This window comes from Pseudideonella sakaiensis (assembly GCF_048320135.1).
Taxonomy (GTDB): Bacteria; Pseudomonadota; Gammaproteobacteria; order Burkholderiales; family Burkholderiaceae_C; genus Ideonella_A; species Ideonella_A sakaiensis_A.
Map to the genome: position 1 here is coordinate 2,898,873 of NZ_CP182947.1, position 17,290 is coordinate 2,916,162.

Consider the following 17,290-nt stretch of genomic DNA (forward strand, 5'->3'; position numbering starts at 1 on the left):
TCAGCCGACCTGACCGAGCCCGCGCTCGAATTTGAACACCGCGACATTGGCCAGCAGGTTCGGCATCCGCCGCACGATGCGGCCGCGCTGGATGCCGAAGCCGTCGTGCAGCCGCAGCCCGAGCTTGTTCGCGAGGATCTCGAAGTCGACATAGGTGCCGACGCGGATATTCGGCGTGTCGTACCACTCGTATGGCAACGCACGCGTCACCGGCATCCGGCCGCCGAGCACGCGCAGCCGGTTCATCCAGTGCGCGAAGTTCGGAAAACTGACGATGCCGATGCGGCCGACGCGGGCGGTCTCGCGCAGCATCCGTTCGGTATTGCGCAGGTGCTGCATCGTGTCGAGCTGCAGCACGACGTCAAAGCTCTGGTCGTCGAACATCGCCAACCCGTCCTCGAGGTTCAGCTGGATCACGTCGACACCACGCTGCGTGCAGGCCAGCACATTGGCATCGGCGATCTCGATGCCGTAGCCGGTGCATTGCCGGTGGTCGCGCAGGTGGGCGAGCAGCGCGCCATCGCCACAGCCGAGGTCGAGCACGCGCGAACCCGGCGGCACCATCTCGGCGATCAGTTCCATGTCCTTGCGCTCAGACATGGCGGGCTCCCGACGCAACGCGTTCGCGCGCGACATTGTCGAAATAGGCGCGCAACACGCCGTGGTAACGCGCATCGTCGAGCAGGAAGGCATCGTGGCCGTGCGGCGCATCGATCTCCGCATAACTGAGCGGCAGCCGGTTGTCGAGCAGCGCCTTCACCAGTTCGCGCGAACGCGCCGGCGAAAAACGCCAGTCGGTCGTGAAACTGGCGACCAGGAAGCGGCAGCGTGCCGAGGCGAACGCCGCGCTGAGGTTGCCGCCGAAAGCGCGCGCCGGATCGAAATAGTCGAGCGCGCGGGTGATCAGCAGATAGGTATTGGCATCGAAATAGGTACTGAACTTCGCGCCCTGGTGGCGCAGATAGCCTTCGATCTCGAATTCGATCGCCTGCGTGCTGTAGCTCGGTGCCGTTTCCTTCATGCTGCGGCCGAACTTGACGTCCATCACGTCGTCGCTGAGGTAGGTGATGTGGCCGATCATCCGCGCCACCGACAGCCCCCGGCTCGGCACGACGCCATGCTGGTAGAAGTGGCCGCCGTGGAAATCGGGGTCGGTGATGATCGCGCGCCGCGCAACCTCGTTGAACGCGATGTTCTGCGCCGACAGGTTCGGCGCGGTCGCGATTGCGACGCAGTGGCGCAGCCGGTCCGGAAAACGCAACGCCCAGCTCAGCGCCTGCATGCCGCCGAGGCTGCCGCCGACGACCGCGGCCAGTTGCTCGATGCCGAGCCGGTCGAGCAGCCGCGCCTGCGCATCGACCCAGTCCTCGACCGTCATCACCGGAAAGTCGGCGCCATACGGCCGGCCGCCGGCAGCCGGATCGGGATTGGTGTGCATCGGGCCGGTCGAACCGAAACACGATCCCGGATTGTTGACGCCGATCACGAAGAAGCGCCGCGTATCGATCGGTTTGCCGGGGCCGATCAGGTTGTCCCACCAGCCCTCGCTTTTCGGCTGGCCGGCATAACGACCGGCGACATGGTGGCTGGCATTCAGCGCATGGCAGACGAGCACCGCGTTGTCGCGCGCTGCATTCAGCTCGCCATAGGTCTCGTAGGTCAGCTGGTAGGCCGACAGCTGTTTGCCGCTTTGCAGCGGCAGCGGCGTATCGAACGCCATCTGCTGCGGGACGACGGCGTCCAGCGTCGAGGCAGCAGCGGTCTGGAAAATCTCGGGCATGGCGGAAAGTCGGAATCCGGCGAAGCGTGGTGCAAGAGGCCGGTCGATGCCCTGTCTCTTTAGCGGTACTTGTAAAGCGCTCGCAAGCCGGAACAAATCAGCGCTGCCGGCGAGTATAACGACGCCGGCCAGATCAGAGCTTCAGGCTGCCGCCGACCCGGTGGCCGTGGAAAAACGCTTCCTCGAAGATCGAATAGCCGGACAGATCGGCATGGGCGAACGCGACACGGCCGCGTCCGCGCGACAGCGCCGCGAGCGCCGGGTCGCTGCGGGTGCCGGGCGTCGGTATCGCCATCGCATGGCCATGACGCATCAGTTCGATGCGCCGCAGCTTGCTGCGCAGGTCGGGGTGGGCCGTGGCCAGGTCGTCGAGCACGCCGTCGGCCCAGGCCTGCCACGGTTGGTCGAGCAGGCGGCGCCGCGCAGCGGCGGCGTCGCCGGCATCGTCGCCGCCGAGCGGCCAATAGGCGGTCAGCACCGTCGGGCCGGGATGCGGCCGCGCGCTCTGGTGCATCGCATCGACATAACCGAGCGTGCGTCCCCGATAAATCACGTTGTCCCACGAAGGCGCCGCGCCGGGCCGGTCGTGCAACGCCTCGTCGATTTGCAGGTTGGCGACCAGCCATGGCGCCTGCTCGATCCGCGCCGCCGCCTGCGGCAACGCCGGCGGTGGATTCGCCAGCAGGCGCGCGGCGATGAACAGCGGCGTTGCCAGCACGACCTGGGTGGCGCTCCAGCGTTCGAGCCGCTGCGCCGCATGGTCCCAGGCGTCGACAGCGACCGCGTGGCGGCCTTCGTCGATGCGCAGCACGCTGCGCCCGCCGAGCAGCCGGTCGCTGAACGGCGCGGCCATTCGTGAGGTCAGCCAGCCATTGCCTTCGGGCCAGGTCAATATGCCGGGATCGTCGGCATCGGCATCGTCGGCCGCGGCAAAGCCGTGGCGGCTTGCGAAATAGTGCAGACCGGCCCATGCCGAGACGCGGCCGATGCCGGCGCCGCAATCGTCGCGGCAGCAATAGTCGAGGTACCAGCGCAGCGCCGCAGAGCGAAAACCTTCGCGGTCCAGCCAGGTCGCGAAGCTGATTGCATCAAGCGATCGCGCCTCGTCGTCGAATCCGCCGCGCACGGCCGGAATGACAAACCGGCCGCTGCGCATCTGGCGGGCAATCTGCGTGGCAAAGCGGCTCTGTTCGGTGCGCAGCAGGTCGCGCTCGCCGGCGGGCAGCAGTTCCGGCGGCGGCAGCAGGCCATCGACCCAGTGGCCGCCGAACGGTGCCGCGGCATCGGCGACAAACAGACGCTCCTGCGGGCTGTGGCACAGGTGCCGTTCGTCCCAGACCCGGCGGCCATATTCGATGCTGCACAGCCCGAAGCCGGCCAGCAGTTCGATCAGCTCGACTGCCTCGTCGCCCGGTACCGGCAGATAGTGCGCGCCAAGCGGACAGGCGATCTCGCCGATCCGGTGGCCGCGGCTGTTGCCGCCGGCGGTGTCCTCGAGTTCGAGCAGCCGCAGGTCGTCGATGCCGCGCTGCTGCAGTGCGCGTGCGCAGGCGAGGCCGGCGACGCCGGCGCCGACGATCAGCACCGATGTGCGGCGGGCCACCGGGGCCGCAGCTTGCCGGGCCGGCGTCCCGCCACGCAGCAGATGGCCACGCTCGACGGCCGCACCGATCCAGCCGCCGCTCAACGGCGCGAGATCCGCGGGCCGACTGCAGCCGCCCAGCCCGACGACAGGCGTCATCGCGGCCGCCGCCAGCAACTCGCGCCGCCTCATTCGTGAACCCGGCCCCATTCCTGCTCGAAGGTCTGCACCAGTACCTGGTTCGACAACCGGTTGATGTCGGTCGGCACACGCGCCATGTCGGTCGGAAACTGGAACAGCGCCGGCAGGCCGTCGAGGCTCAGGAAGCGCAGCCCGGCTGGCAGTTCGCGCGGCGCAGCCGGCATCACGAACGGCCGCCGGCTGGCGATGATGAAGCCCCATTCGCCGAAACTCGGCACATGCGCGTGGTAGGGCGCGGTCGACAGGCCGACCGCCTCGATCGTCTGCACGACGGTCCAGTAGGAGCGGCGCGCCAGCAGCGGCGAAGTCGACTGGATCGCGGCAAAGCCGCCGGCGCTCAGGTGGTGGTCGAGCAGCTTGTAGAAGCTCGTCGTGTACAGCTTGCCGATCGAATAATTGGTCGGGTCGGGAAAGTCGACGATCACGACATCGAACAGCTCGTCGCTGGTTTCCAACCACTTGAACGCATCGGCATGGACGATGCGCAGCCGCGGCGAATGCAGCGCATCGGCATTCAGCTCGCGCAGCAGAGGCTGCTCGGAAAACAGCCGCGTCATCTGCGGATCGAGTTCGACCAGCGTCACCGCCTCGACCGACGGGTAACGCAGCACCTCGCGCACCGCCAGCCCGTCGCCGCCGCCGAGCACCAGCACCCGGCGCGGCGCGCCGTGCGCCAGCATCGCCGGATGGACCAGCGACTCGTGGTAGCGGTATTCGTCGCGCGAGTGGAACTGCAGGTTGCCGTTCAGGAACAGCCGGAGGCCGGTGCTGCCCGAGGTCACGACGATGCGTTGCCAGGCGCTGCTTTCGACGTGGATCACGTTGTCTTCATAAAAGCGGTCTTCGGCCCAGCTGCTGATCCGATCGGCGCCGGTGACCGCCGCGAGCAGGATCAGCAAGGTCGCGACGCAGGCCACGGCATGGGCGGCCAGGCGGCGCAATTCGGCGCGGAACAGCCACAGTGCCCACAATGCGACGCCGGCATTGAGCAGTCCGAATACCGCGCCGGTCCGGATCAGTCCCAGATGCGGCACCAGCAGCAGCGGAAAGGCGACCGATACCGCCAGCGCGCCGAGGTAGTCGAAGGTCAGCACCTGCGAGACCAGATCCTTCAGCTGCCACGATTCGCTGAACTGGCGCTTCAGGATCCGCATCACCAACGGGATTTCCAGGCCGACCAGCGTGCCGATCACCAGCACCATCGAATACAAGGCCAGCCGGAACGAGCCGGGCGCCAGGTTGAACAATGCGAACAGCGCCGCCGGCATCAGTCCGCCGATCAGGCCGACCAGCAGTTCGATGCGCAGGAAGTGCGCGATCAGCTGGTGGTCGATGAATCGCGACAGGTAGGAGCCGACGCCCATCGCGAACAGGTAGCAGCCGATCACCGTCGAGAACTGCAGCACCGAGTCGCCGAGCAGATAACTCGCCAGAGCGCCGGCGGCAAGCTCGTAGAGCAGCCCGCAGGCCGCGACGACGAATACCGATACCAGCAGCGCGACCTCGGCCGGCCGAACCGGCGAGCGCTCAGCGCGCGGTTCGAGAACGGCCGCCATCTGGGTTGCGCCTCATCGGATCAGCCCCGCGAGGCGGGAACAGCCGGCCGCTTCAGCCATGCACCGATGCGGCAACGATCATGCCGATCGCCAGGCACATCGCACCGACGACGATCGCCAGCGCGGTGTTCTTCTTCTCGATCAGTTCGGCCCACAAGTCGTAAGGGGTCAGCTTGTCGATGATCAGGAAGCTGATCCAGAAGATCAGCACGCCGATCAGCGCAAAGATGATCGAGCCGACGAAGACGCCGGGTTTGAACCATTCGACACCCATCATGCTTGTGCTCCTCCATCGAGACCGGGCCGGCTTCGCCGCCGTTGAACAGCCGCCTGCGGCAACGGCGATTGTCTGCCCGCATCGTATGCGCTCGCTGACGCGCATGTTCAAATGAGCTGGCCCTCTCGGGCTGAAATTTGAACCGGAGACCTTGCAGATGCGTGTTCTCGTCCTTGGCAGCGGCGTGATCGGAACAACCATTGCCTACTACCTGGCGCTCGACGGCCACGAGGTCGACGTGGTCGACCGCCAGCCCGGGCCGGGCCTGGAGACCAGTTATGCCAATGCCGGCGAGGTGTCGCCCGGATATTCGGCGCCGTGGGCCGGACCTGGCGTTCCGGTGAAGGCGGTCAAATGGCTGCTGATGCATCACAGCCCGCTGGTCATCAAGCCGATGCTCGATCCGGCGATGTGGCGCTGGGGGCTGGCGACGCTGCGCAACTGCACCGCGGCGCGTTACCGCATCAACAAGGCGCGGATGGTCAGGCTGGCCGAATACAGCCGCGACTGCCTCGAGGCCCTGCGCGAACAGACCGGCATCCGCTACGACGAACGCATGCAGGGCACATTGCAGCTGTTCCGTACCCAGCAGCAGCTCGACGGGACCGCGAAGGACATCGAGATCCTGCAGCAGTTCGGCGTCGCCTACGAACTGCTCGACCGGGTCGGCTATCTGCGCCATGAGCCGGCACTGGCCGAGGTGCAGCACAAGTTCGTCGGCGCGCTGCGCCTGCCCGGCGATGAAACCGGCGACTGCCACATGTTCACGAATGCGCTGGCCGACAAGGCGAAGGCGCTCGGCGTACGTTTCCACTTCGGCACGACGATCAAGGCCTTGCAGACCGAGGGCGGCAGCATTCGCGGCGTCGACACCTCGGCCGGCATGCTCAGCGCCGACCGCTATGTGCTGGCGCTTGGCAGCTATTCGACACAGATGCTGGCGCCGCTCGGCCTCCGGCTGCCGGTCTATCCGGTCAAGGGTTTCTCGATCACGGTGCCGATCACCGATCCGTCAAAGGCGCCGGAGTCGACGATCATGGACGAGACGCACAAGGTCGCGGTGACCCGGCTCGGCGAGCGCATCCGCGTCGGCGGCACCGCGCAGTTGTCCGGATTCGATCTGAACCTCGACCAATCCCGCCGGAGAACACTGGAATTTGTCGTCAGCGATCTGTTTCCGAAAGGCGGTGATGTCTCCCGCGCCGAATTCTGGACCGGGCTGCGGCCGATGACGCCGGACGGCACGCCGGTGGTTGGTGCGACGCGGTTTGCCGAGCTGCTGCTGGCCACCGGCCACGGCACGCTCGGCTGGACGATGGCCGCTGGCACCGGCCGCCTTATGGCCGATCTGATCGGCGGCCGCAAGCCGGAGATCGATACCGAAGGGCTGTCGATCGCCCGCTACGGCTGAGTGTCGGCCGCGTTCAGAAACTGAGCTTCAGCCGCGTGCCGAACGCCCAGGCCTGACTGCGCGGCGTATTTGCGTCACGCCGCGGCCAGAAATGGCCGATCTGGGTTTCGACCAGGATCCAGTCGCGGTAGACCGGTTGCTCCCATTTCGTCTGCAGCCCGTAATCGGATACCGTGACGCCGGATCCCTGGCGGCCGCCGGCCAGCGCCTCGAGCGTCAGCAGCCGCTGGCTGCCGAAGGCCTTGTACAGGCCGAGGCTGCTCGACCATTCGAACTTCTTGTTCTGCTGCGTGATCGTCGCGGCATTCAGCCAGCGCGCCGCCAGCGTGCGCGAGAAGCCGTGTTCGTACGACAACGCCGTTGTCGAGCCGAGATGGTCGCGCACGGTCCAGAAGATCGTCTCGCGGAATTCCAGCAACGAGCGGTCGCTCAGCTGCCAGGGTTTGCGGTAACGCGCCTGCGCATACGGTTTCAGCCCGCCGCGTATGCCGAGGCGGAAATCGACCGCATCATTCAGATCGCGGCCGAGGCCGGCAAAAAACGAGCGGTCGTCGGAGCGCTCGCCGAGCAGCCTGTCCTGGCGCGACAGCGCGCCGGGCTTGTCAGTGACGATTTCACGCTCGTTGTCGCGGCCGATGAAGAAATAGGTCTTTTCTTCGAGATTCGGCAGCCGGAAACGGGCATTGAAGCGCAGCGCCAACTTGAAATCCTCGTCCTGCCGCTTGTACAGGCTGAGGCTCAGCTTGCCGTCGGAGACCTTGCCGCCTTCTCCGAAGGGTTTGTCGCCGAACCAGCTGTCGACGCCACGGGCCAGCCATTCGGCGGTCGAGCGTGCGCCTTGTCGTGTCTGCTCCATCAGTTGCACCGTCGTCGCTTCGGCCGATCCGGCCGGCGCATCTGCCGGCGCGGTGGCCGCACCAGTGGCCGATGGCGGCATGTGCGCCGGAGGGGTGGCGCAGGCGATCAGCAGCAGCGGCGCAGCGGCGGCCAGGAGGGTCGAACGAATCAGAGGCATGGTCAACTATAGATGGACTGCAGGGTGCGGCCGGCGGATTTGCGCCTTGTTATGCTGGGCGCATTGGAGCAGACGCCGACGATGCTGAAAAGCCTTAAAGACCTGTTTGATCGGATGATCGCACCGGCCAGCGAATCGCCGGCCGAAGTCGAACACGGCCTGCAGCTCGCGACCGCGGTGCTGCTGGTCGAGGTGATGCGCTCCGATCCGGAGGTCACCGACGCCGAGCGGCATTCCGTCGTCGATACCTTGCGCGAACGGTTTGCACTGACCGCCGACGAGGGCAGCGTATTGCTCGAGCTCGCCGAGCGCACCTCGCGCGAGGCCACCGACCTGTTCAGCTTCACGTCGCGGATCAATGAATCGTTCACGATCGAGCAGAAGGTCGAGATGATCGAGGCGATGTGGCGAGTCGCCTACGCCGACGGCCATCTCGACGCCCACGAGAACCACGTGATGCGCCGTTTTGCCGATCTGCTGCATGTGCCGCATGGCGCATACGCGAATGCAAAGATGCGCGCGCGTGGCGCCGGCTGAGTCGCCGGCAGCGGGTCCGTCAGACCAGCGTTTCCGGCTTGATCCGGCTGCGCCGTTCGCGGCGCGCGACCCACAGGGTTGCCGCACAGATCACGCTGCCGCCGATCAGCGTCGCCTGGCTCGGTGAATCGCCGAATGCCAGCCAGCCGATCAGCGTCGCCCAGACCAGATCGAGAAACTTGACCGACTGCGTCGACGAGATGTCGGCGATTCGGTACGACTGCGTCAGGCAGTAATGCGCACTGTTGCCGAGCAGGCCGCAGACGGCAAAGCCCAGCCATTGCGCGGCGCTCGGTTGCTGCCAGTGCAGCAGCGCAAGTGGCAGGCTGAACAGGCTGACGGTGATGCCTTGCCAGAGCAGGATCACACCGGTGCGCTCGTAACGCGTCAGGGCCTTCGTGACCAGGAAGGACGCGGCAAACAGCGGCGCCGACGACAACATCACGAGGTTGTAGATGCCGCCGTCGCCGGTCATCTTCGGCGCGACGACGATCAGCACGCCGACAAAACCGAAACCGACCGCGGCCCAGCGCTCCCAGCGCATCGGCTCGCGAAAAAACAGCATCGCGCCGATCATGATGAAGATCGGTGTCGTGAAGCCGAGCGCCGTCATGTCGGCCAGCGGAATCTGCGGCAGCGCGATGAACCACAAGGTCAGTCCGAGCGCGTGCAGCGCACCGCGGCCGAACTGGCCGCCGATGTGGCGCGGCCACCAGCTCGTCAAGCCGCCGCGGAACAGCAATGGCAGCAGCACGACCAGGCCGGCCAGGTATCGCAGAAACTGCGTCTGGAACGGATCGAGCTGCTGCGCGAGCGCCCGCATCGTCGCATTCAGCACGACGAAGATCATGCCGGCGGCGGTGCTCCAGATCAGGCCGCGGACGGTCGGGTCGAGTTGCTCGAAACGGCCCCCGACGCGCAGCCAGTGGCCACGCAAGCCGGTCGCAGGCAGTTCGGCGCCGGGGGCGATCTCAGGCGGAATGGCCATCGGCGGCGCAGTCGCCTGCGCAGCGCGGGGCGGCGGCAGGTGCTGCAGGAAGGGGTTCGGAAATCATTTGTATTCTTGAGCCGGGTGCCGGCCGCCGCAGTCTGGTTGGCAACAGGCCGCTTGCGCTGCCGCATCGGCGACAGCAACGGGATCGGCCGCGACCGCGCACAATCGGCCGGTGTCCCGCATGCAGCCATTGACCAAACCCGGCATTGTCGGCCAGACCGGCGCGCCGCCCGCTGCGCAGGGTCTCTGGAACTGCGACGACGCGCTGCGCCAGCTGCTGCAGCAAAGGCTCGACGCGTATGCGCCCGGCCTGGCGGCGCTTCCGGACGGCCCCGAGCTGCGCCGTGCCGCGGTCGCGCTGGCGGTCACCGAAAGCGGTCTCGGCGCCGACCTGCCTGGTTTGCCGACCCACTCGAACTGGTCGACGGCCGCCGCGCTGATCCTGACCCGGCGCAGCGGCAGCCTGCGCAGCCACGGCGGCCAATGGGCGCTGCCCGGCGGCCGCGTCGATGGCGATGAAACCGCCGAGCAGGCGGCGCTGCGCGAGCTGGCCGAGGAAATCGATCTGCAGCTCGGGCCGGATGCGGTGCTCGGCCGGCTCGACGACTATGCAACCCGCTCCGGCTACCTGATCACGCCGGTCGTCGTCTGGGCCGGCAGCGCCGAGCGGCTGCAGCTGAACCCGGCCGAGGTCCAGAGCATCCACCGGATCGGCTTCGGCGAATGGCTGCGCGCCGATTCGCCGATGCTCGAGGCGAGCCGCCACGGCCCGCATCCGGTGCTGCGGATGCCGGTCGGCGGCAGCTGGATCGCCGCGCCGACGGCGGCGCTGCTGTACCAGTTCCGCGAGGTCTGCCTGTTGGATCGGCCCACCCGCGTCGCCCATTTCGACCAGCCGGACTTTGCATGGCGTTGAACATCGCCGCCGACGGCCTGCTGAGCCATCGTGCCTTCCGTGGCCTGTGGATCTTCGCCGGGCTGTTTTTTCTCGGCAATGCGATGCAGACGATGTCGGCGGCCTGGATGATGGTCGAGGTCACCGGCTCGGACTTTCTGGCCGCGCTGGTGCAGACCGCGGTATTCCTGCCGATGTTTTTGCTGTCGCTGCCGGCCGGCGTGATGGCCGATACCGCCGACCGCAAGCGGCTGATGAGCATTGCGCTGGCGGTGCAGGCGGTGTCGGTGGTGCTGCTCAGCGTGCTGCTGCTGACCGGCGTCGCCGGCGCGGCGACGATCCTGTTCCTCGTCTTCGTTGCCGGCAGCTGCACCGCGCTGATGCAGCCGGCCTGGAATTCGACGATCGCCGACTCGATCCCGCGCGACCTGCTGCCGCAGGCGATCACCGCGATCTCGATCAACTGGAATGCCGCGCGCGCAATCGGCCCGGCACTCGCCGGCGTGATCTACGCCGGCATCGGCGGCGGCTGGAATTTCGTGCTCGCCGCGCTCGGCACGGTCGGCATGTGGTATTCGATCCGCCGCTGGCCGCCACGGCCACACCCGCCGTCACGTTTGCCGCCGGAACGGATGTGGGGCGGCATGTTGAGCGCGCTGCGTTTTGCCCGCCATTCGGAAATCGTGCTCGCGCAACTGATCCGCACCGTCGCCTACAGCGGCGCCGGGTCTGCACTCTGGGCGCTGCTGCCGGTGATCGGCCAGCGCCAGCTCGGCCTCGGCGCCGCCGGTTATGGTCTGCTGATGGCCTGTCTCGGCGGTGGCGCGGTGGTGGCCGGCCTGCTGATCGAGCGGCTGCGCGCCCGCGTCGGGCTCGAAGGCATCGTCGGTGGCGGCTGCGTCGTGTTCGCCGCGGTGATGCTGATCGCCGCGTTGTCGCGCTGGCCGCTGCTGGTTTATGTCGCGCTGGTATTTGGTGGCGGCGCCTGGATGGTCGTGATGGCGACCTTCAATACCGCAACCCAGACCAGCGTGCCGCCGTGGGTCAGGGCGCGGGCGCTGGCGATGCACAGCCTGTGCGCGCTCGGCTCGTTTGCGCTCGGCTCGGCGCTGTGGGGCGCGCTGTCGGGCATCTTCGGCTTGTCGTCGGCGCTGATCGGCGCATCGCTGGTGATGGCCGCCGGGCTGCTGCTCGCGAAGCCGTTTCCGCTGCGTGTCGGCGAGGCGCAGGATGTCACGCAGGTCACCGCGTGGGAGGAATTGTTCGTGCCGCGCGAACCGGCGCCCGGCGCCGGGCCGGTGGCGGTCGAATTCCGCTACCGCATCCATCCCGATGCGGCCGATGCCTTCCTGACCGCGATCACCAAGCTGCGTGCGCCGCGGCGGCGCGACGGCGCGACCTTCTGGCGCGTCTACCGCGACCTGTCGGACCCGTCGCGTTTCTGCGAGCGTTTCATCGTCACGTCGTGGGCCGACTACCTGCACCAGCGCTCGCGGGCGACGCTTGCCGACCAGCAGATCGAGGCCCGGGTTCGCGCCTTCGTGCTGCCCGGCGAAACCGTCGACGTCGCGCATTACATTGCCGAGCGTTGATCCGGTAATTCGATTCGGAACAGATGCTCGTCAGAACCTGGTTGGCTAATTTGTCGCTGCCGGCGGTGGTCGCCGGCTTCGTTGCGGTGCTGGTCGGTTTTTCCAGCTCGGTGGTGATCGTTTTCCAGGCCGCTGCCGCGCTCGGCGCGACGCCGGGCCAGATCGCATCCTGGGTCTGGGCGCTCGGCCTCGGGATGGGACTGAGCAGCATCGGCATGAGCCTGTGGTGGCGGATGCCGGTGCTGACCGCGTGGTCGACGCCGGGCGCCGCGCTGCTCGTCACCGCCGGCGTCGGCGTGCCGATGGCCGAGGCGATCGGCGCCTTCATCGTCTGTGCGCTGCTGATCATCGCGGCCGGAGTCAGCGGGCTGTTCGAGCGGATCATGAACCGCATCCCGCAGGCGCTCGCCGCCGCCTTGCTGGCCGGCGTGCTCGCGCGCTTCGCGATCGAGGCCTTTCTGGCGCTCGGCAGCGAATTTGCGCTGGTTGCGCCGATGGGACTCGTCTATCTCGCAGGCCGCCGCTGGTGGCCGCGTTATGCGGTGCCCGGCGTGCTCGGCCTCGGCATGGCGCTGGCCGCGGCGCAGGGCCGGCTGGCGCTCGGCGGTGTCGACTGGCAGTGGGCGGTGCCGGTCTGGACGACGCCGGCATTCAGCCTGACCGCCGCGATCGGCGTGGCCTTGCCGCTGTTCATCGTCACGATGGCGTCGCAGAACCTGCCCGGTGTCGCGGCGCAGCGCACCGCCGGTTTTGCGGTACCGGTGTCGCCGGTGATCACGACCACCGGTGTCGCGACGCTGCTGCTGGCGCCGTTCGGCGCCTTTGCGCTGAACCTCGCGGCGATCACCGCAGCGATCTGCATGGGGCCGGAGGCGCATCCGCAACCGGCGCGGCGCTACATGTCGGCTGTGATGGCCGGCGTCTTCTACATCGTGCTCGGTCTGCTCGGTGGCGCCGTCGTCGGCCTGATTGCGGCCTTTCCGAAAGCGCTGGTGCTCGCCGTCGCCGGCTTCGCGCTGCTTGGCACGATCGGGACAGGCCTCGCGACCGCGATGCGCGACGACGCCAGCCGCGAGGCGGCGCTGGTCACCTTCCTCGTCACCGCCAGCGGGCTGGTGCTGTGGGGTGTCGGCTCGGCATTCTGGGGCGTGGTGGCCGGCGCGATTGCGCTGGTGGTGCAGCGCTTGCGGCTGCCCGGTTGACAATCGGCCGATGGGAAGCCTCTATCTCGTCCGTCATGGCCAGGCGTCGTTCGGCGCCGACAACTACGACCAGCTGAGCGAACTCGGCCAGCGCCAGTGCGAGCGGCTCGGCAGCTGGTTTGCCGAGCAGGGCATCGTCTTCGAGGCCGCGCTGGTCGGCCGGCTGCGCCGGCAGACGCAGTCACTGGCGGCGATCGAGCAGGGGCTGGGCCGGCAGGCGCCGACCGAGGTCTGGCCCGGACTCGACGAATACGACAGCGCCGCGGTGATTGCCGCGATCGATCCGCGGCCACAGCCGCGGCCGGCCGATGCCGAGCAGGTGCGCGCGCATTTCCGGCTGCTGCGCAGCGGCCTGCTGCGCTGGATGGCCGGCGAGGTGGATCCTGCCGGCATGCCGAGCCACCGGCAATTTGCCGCCGATGTCGCGGCGGTGCTCGATCATGTGCGGCGGCAGTTTGCCGGCAATGTGCTGGTGGTGTCGAGCGGCGGGCCGATCTCGACCGCGGTGGGCCAGGTGTTGCAGGTGTCGGCCGCGACGACGGTCGAACTGAACCTGCGGATGCGCAACAGTTCGGTCACCGAACTGGCGTTCAATCCGAAGCGCCATGCGCTGGTGCAATTCAATGCACTGCCGCACCTGGCGGACGCCGCTGTGCGCGGCTGGATCACCTACGCCTGAATTCAGGCGGTGCTGCGAGGCGGCGACAGATCGCCGGTGGTTTCGTGCAGCCGCTGCCAATGGGCGACGGCTCGGTCGACCCAGGAGCGGAAGTTGCGATCGTTCGGCTGGTAGAACGGAATGCCGCGCGACGTGAAGCGGTCGACCTCGGCGGCCAGCTTGGCGGCCGTGCCGTCGTGGCTGCAGCAATCGGCGACCGCCATTTCGAGGGCATGCAGGCCGATTGCCCGTTGCATCGGGCTGGGGTCGGTCAACCGGGCACGCAAGTCCTCTGCGTCAACCGGGGGAACTGTCTGGGGGCTCATCGTTGAATCCTTGCCGCCGTTGTGCAGCGGCCATTTGCCGCCGTGGAGGGCCAAGGAATCGCCTACTGATGCGATGGTCCGGCACGACGGACTGGTTCGACGCCCAATCCGGACGTCACGACCACTCTAAGTCGGCAGGTCATCAGACAAGCCAGTTCCTCAGTGCAGATGTCAACAATCTGTGGGTATTTTGCAAATACCGCACCCGGGCGGTTGCGCTTCTTACAGCTTGCCAACGCAGCCCGCGGCGCCGCAGCGGCAGGTCAACCGGCCTTCGTGGTGGGTTTCGCCGTAGTTGACGGTGATTTCCTCGCCGCTGGCCAGCGCGCGCATCGCATAGAACTCGACCCGGCCCTGGCGGATCCGCAGCACCGCATTCGGCTGGCAGGAATGGTTGGTGAAACGCAGCGGGTCGGTCGACTGCGACGCGTCGATCGCCCGCTTGTCGCTGACCTCGATCAGCATGATCCGCTGCTGCCCCTTCGCGCGCCGCCGCGCCTCGCGCACGCTGATCGATTCGCCGCGGATCTCGCCGATCTTGCGCCGCGCCGGCACCGCTTCGGCGGCGAACGCGCCGGTGCCGTCGATTGCGCTCGGCCCGGTGGCAACGGCGAATTTCTGCGGATTGGCCGGCGTGGCCATCAGTCGATCCGCACGCCGCGGCGCTTCATCGCCTGACCATGTTGTCGAATGTCACCGAATAGACCTTGGTGACGGCGTTGTAGCTGATGCTCCATCGGGTCGGGTACCAGCCGGGCTTCGGATAAGTGGTCGGCTGTTTCATCGGCCCCGAAAAAGACTGCTTGGTGTTCAGGAAGGCCTGCGTGACCATCGGCTCGAAGAACACCATCTTGCCGCCGTGGAAGCCGTAGATCAGCGTGTGCTTGAAATTGCCCGGTGACACATTGCTGTCGCTTGGATCGATCCAGTGTTGTCCCATCGCCGGCACCACGGTCTGGGTCGACACATACCCGCTCGGAACCACCCCCGCCGGCGGCGCCGGCGCATCGGCGGCAAATGCGATCTGGCCGCGCTCGGCCTGACTGATCAGGTACAGGTGCATGTCGAAATGCGGCACGTTGAAGACGCCTGCCGGCTCGTGCCCGGCGGGTTCCCAGTCGAGCGACATGTGGTCGACGACCGTTGCCGCAACCGGCGCGGTCGGCATCGCCAGGACATGGGCGGTCGATCCGGCCGGCAGACCGCTCAACGCGGCTTCGGTGAAGGTGAAGCCATAGCTGTTGATCGAGCCATCGTCGGCGACCCGCACGAAGGTATTGGCCGATCCGTTGCCGACCGCACGCGATGCACCGAGATAGGTGCTGAGGCCGTCGCCGTCGCCGCCGCAGCCAAGCAGCAGTGCCGAGGCGGCGAGTGCGCCGATCAACCCGCGCCGGTGGATCGAGAGTGAATGTGACATCTGGACTCCTTTTTCCGGTTCTTGTTCGAACCGACAGGCTGCGGGCATCGGACACGGGTGTCAAATGCCGCACCGGCAGACTCGGAGAATCTGCAGTCCCGAGCGCGTCGCCTGGATTTCTCAGTTGTCCATCCGCTGGTGGAAGACCAGCCCGGCGTGTTCGCGCAGCGCGTGGAACCTGATCTTCGGCCAGTTGGCCTCGATCGCCCGCAGCTCCGGCGCATATTCGACCAGCACGGTCGGCGCATCGACCGCGTCGTAGGCGACGCGGTGCGAATTGGCGTCGATGAAGCGCTTCAGCTCGCGCTCGCCGCCGTCGGCCGGGTCGCAGCTGACCCAGCGCGCAACCTGGAAGCGGCTCGGCAGGATGCGCGCCTTGACGCCGTATTCATGTTCGAGCCGGTGCGCAACGACCTCGAACTGCAGCTGGCCAACCGCGCCGAGCAGCAGCAGCGTGCCGGCCAGCGGCCGGAAGACCTGGATCGCACCTTCCTCGCCGAGCTGCGTCAATCCGGCACGCAGCTGCTTGGTCTTCAGCGGATCGGCGACTTCGACCGAGCGGAACATCTCCGGCGCGAAGAACGGCAGGCCGGTGAACTGCAGCGATTCGCCTTCGGTCAGCGTGTCGCCGAGCTGCAGCACGCCGTGGTTCGGGATGCCGATGATGTCGCCGGCAAAGGCTTCGTCGAGCAGTTCGCGGCGCTGGCTCAGGAAGCTGACGACCGAATTCGGCCGCAGCTCCTTGCCCGAGCGCACGACCTTCAGCCGCATGCCGCGTTCGAAGTGGCCGCTGGCGACGCGCAGGAAGGCGATGCGGTCGCGGTGCGCCGGGTCCATGTTGGCCTGGATCTTGAAGACGACGCCGGTGAACTTCGCTTCGTCGGGCGCCACTTCGCGCTGGATCGCCGGCCGCATCGCCGGTGGCGGAGCCAGGTCGACCAGTGCGTCGAGCACCTCGCGGACGCCGAAATTGTTGACCGCCGAACCGAAAAACATCGGTGTCTGCCGGCCCGCCAGAAACGCCTCGTGGTCGAACGGCGGCGCCGCATCCTGCAGCAGCTCGATCTCGCCTTTCGCCTGGTCGTACTGCATGCCGAAGCGCCGCGGATAAGCCGGGTTGTCGAGGCCGGCGAGGATTTCGTCATTGCGGTGGTCGCGGTCCTCGCCGGGGCTGAAGACGCGCATCTGCTGCTCGCGCAGGTCCATCACGCCGTGGAAGGCCTTGCCCATGCCGACCGGCCAGGTGAAGGGAACCACCTCCATGCCGAGTTCGCGCTCGATCTCGTCCATCAGGTCGAGCGGCTCCTTGACCTCGCGGTCCATCTTGTTGACGAAGGTCAGGATCGGCGTGTTGCGCGCGCGGCAGACCTGCAGCAGCCGCCGCGTCTGCGGCTCGACGCCGTTCGCCGCGTCGATCACCATCAGCGCCGCATCGACCGCGGTCAGCACCCGGTAGGTGTCCTCGGAAAAGTCCTGGTGGCCCGGGGTGTCGAGCAGGTTGATCACGCAGTCGCGGTATTCCATCTGCATCACCGACGACGCGACCGAAATGCCCCGCTGCTTCTCGATTTCCATCCAGTCCGATGTCGCATGGCGGCTCGCCTTGCGCGCCTTCACCGAACCGGCGATCTGGATCGCGCCGGAGAACAGCAGCAGCTTCTCGGTCAGCGTGGTCTTGCCGGCGTCGGGGTGGGAAATGATCGCGAAGGTGCGGCGGCGCTGGACTTCCTTGCGCAGCGCGCGGGTCGCCGGGGTGGTCTGGGATTCGGTCAACATGACGAGCGGTGGCTGGCGCAGCCCGGCCGGGGCTGCGCAGTGCAAAGGGAGTGATTATCGGCGGCGGC

At 67.4% G+C, this 17,290-nt stretch carries 17 protein-coding genes and 1 riboswitch; of the genes, 6 read left to right on the forward strand and 11 right to left on the reverse strand.

Annotated elements, in window-relative coordinates:
* The 5 genes from metW to ACNH6H_RS13150 form a co-directional block, all read right to left on the reverse strand.
* Nucleotides 1–600, reverse strand: coding sequence for a methionine biosynthesis protein MetW (metW, locus tag ACNH6H_RS13130; RefSeq protein WP_418318253.1), 600 nt, complete (start codon nucleotides 598–600; stop codon nucleotides 1–3).
* Nucleotides 593–1,780 carry a homoserine O-succinyltransferase MetX gene (gene metX, locus ACNH6H_RS13135; protein WP_418318254.1) on the reverse strand — a complete coding sequence of 396 codons (1,188 nt, stop codon included), beginning with the start codon at nucleotides 1,778–1,780 and terminating at the stop codon, nucleotides 593–595. Before metX ends, metW begins: the two co-directional genes overlap by 8 nt.
* Nucleotides 1,781–1,818: 38 nt before the next feature.
* Nucleotides 1,819–1,894: riboswitch (SAM riboswitch) on the reverse strand.
* Nucleotides 1,895–1,913: 19 nt separating this feature from the next.
* Nucleotides 1,914–3,521, reverse strand: a complete 1,608-nt coding sequence (locus ACNH6H_RS13140; RefSeq protein ID WP_418318255.1) for an FAD-dependent oxidoreductase — start codon at nucleotides 3,519–3,521, stop codon at nucleotides 1,914–1,916.
* Between the two features lie 29 nt (nucleotides 3,522–3,550).
* On the reverse strand, nucleotides 3,551–5,119 hold the full coding sequence (locus tag ACNH6H_RS13145) for a polyamine aminopropyltransferase (protein WP_418318256.1): 1,569 nt from the start codon (nucleotides 5,117–5,119) through the stop codon (nucleotides 3,551–3,553).
* Nucleotides 5,120–5,171: 52 nt separating this feature from the next.
* Nucleotides 5,172–5,393, reverse strand: coding sequence for a DUF350 domain-containing protein (locus ACNH6H_RS13150; RefSeq protein WP_418321307.1), 222 nt, complete (start codon nucleotides 5,391–5,393; stop codon nucleotides 5,172–5,174).
* Between the two features lie 160 nt (nucleotides 5,394–5,553).
* Here ACNH6H_RS13150 and ACNH6H_RS13155 point away from each other — a divergent pair, with 160 nt between their 5' ends.
* Nucleotides 5,554–6,807: a D-amino acid dehydrogenase gene (locus ACNH6H_RS13155; protein WP_418318258.1), complete on the forward strand. Its 1,254-nt coding sequence runs from the start codon at nucleotides 5,554–5,556 to the stop codon at nucleotides 6,805–6,807.
* 13 nt (nucleotides 6,808–6,820) lie between these two features.
* Here ACNH6H_RS13155 and ACNH6H_RS13160 read toward each other — a convergent pair whose 3' ends face one another.
* Complete coding sequence (locus ACNH6H_RS13160; protein WP_418318259.1) at nucleotides 6,821–7,822, reverse strand: hypothetical protein; 1,002 nt, start codon at nucleotides 7,820–7,822, stop codon at nucleotides 6,821–6,823.
* Between the two features lie 81 nt (nucleotides 7,823–7,903).
* Between ACNH6H_RS13160 and ACNH6H_RS13165 the strand changes: the two genes are divergently transcribed.
* The gene (locus tag ACNH6H_RS13165) at nucleotides 7,904–8,359 is read left to right on the forward strand and encodes a TerB family tellurite resistance protein (protein WP_418318261.1); all 456 of its coding nucleotides are present in this window, start codon (nucleotides 7,904–7,906) and stop codon (nucleotides 8,357–8,359) included.
* A gap of 19 nt (nucleotides 8,360–8,378) precedes the next feature.
* Here the strand turns inward: ACNH6H_RS13165 and ACNH6H_RS13170 are convergent, their stop codons facing one another.
* Nucleotides 8,379–9,347: a DMT family transporter gene (locus ACNH6H_RS13170; RefSeq protein WP_418318262.1), complete on the reverse strand. Its 969-nt coding sequence runs from the start codon at nucleotides 9,345–9,347 to the stop codon at nucleotides 8,379–8,381.
* 187 nt (nucleotides 9,348–9,534) lie between these two features.
* Here ACNH6H_RS13170 and ACNH6H_RS13175 point away from each other — a divergent pair, with 187 nt between their 5' ends.
* From ACNH6H_RS13175 to ACNH6H_RS13190, 4 genes are read left to right on the forward strand one after another with little or no spacing between them, the layout of a single operon-like run.
* Complete coding sequence (locus ACNH6H_RS13175; RefSeq protein ID WP_418318263.1) at nucleotides 9,535–10,269, forward strand: NUDIX hydrolase; 735 nt, start codon at nucleotides 9,535–9,537, stop codon at nucleotides 10,267–10,269.
* On the forward strand, nucleotides 10,260–11,840 hold the full coding sequence (locus tag ACNH6H_RS13180; protein WP_418318265.1) for an MFS transporter: 1,581 nt from the start codon (nucleotides 10,260–10,262) through the stop codon (nucleotides 11,838–11,840). The genes ACNH6H_RS13175 and ACNH6H_RS13180 overlap by 10 nt, the downstream gene beginning before the upstream one ends.
* A 23-nt stretch (nucleotides 11,841–11,863) precedes the next feature.
* On the forward strand, nucleotides 11,864–13,042 hold the full coding sequence (locus ACNH6H_RS13185; protein ID WP_418318266.1) for a benzoate/H(+) symporter BenE family transporter: 1,179 nt from the start codon (nucleotides 11,864–11,866) through the stop codon (nucleotides 13,040–13,042).
* Nucleotides 13,043–13,052: 10 nt separating this feature from the next.
* Nucleotides 13,053–13,721: a histidine phosphatase family protein gene (locus ACNH6H_RS13190; RefSeq protein WP_418318268.1), complete on the forward strand. Its 669-nt coding sequence runs from the start codon at nucleotides 13,053–13,055 to the stop codon at nucleotides 13,719–13,721.
* Nucleotides 13,722–13,723: 2 nt separating this feature from the next.
* Here ACNH6H_RS13190 and ACNH6H_RS13195 read toward each other — a convergent pair whose 3' ends face one another.
* The 4 genes from ACNH6H_RS13195 to ACNH6H_RS13210 form a co-directional block, all read right to left on the reverse strand.
* The gene (locus tag ACNH6H_RS13195; protein WP_418318270.1) at nucleotides 13,724–13,957 is read right to left on the reverse strand and encodes a hypothetical protein; all 234 of its coding nucleotides are present in this window, start codon (nucleotides 13,955–13,957) and stop codon (nucleotides 13,724–13,726) included.
* 291 nt (nucleotides 13,958–14,248) lie between these two features.
* Entirely contained in the window at nucleotides 14,249–14,668 is a 420-nt protein-coding gene (locus tag ACNH6H_RS13200; RefSeq protein ID WP_418318272.1) for an SET domain-containing protein, read from the reverse strand.
* A gap of 25 nt (nucleotides 14,669–14,693) precedes the next feature.
* Nucleotides 14,694–15,446: a DUF5602 domain-containing protein gene (locus ACNH6H_RS13205; RefSeq protein ID WP_418318273.1), complete on the reverse strand. Its 753-nt coding sequence runs from the start codon at nucleotides 15,444–15,446 to the stop codon at nucleotides 14,694–14,696.
* A gap of 120 nt (nucleotides 15,447–15,566) precedes the next feature.
* A complete protein-coding gene (locus tag ACNH6H_RS13210; RefSeq protein WP_418318274.1) occupies nucleotides 15,567–17,222 on the reverse strand; it encodes a peptide chain release factor 3 in 1,656 nt (551 codons plus the stop codon).
* Nucleotides 17,223–17,290 lie beyond the last annotated feature (68 nt).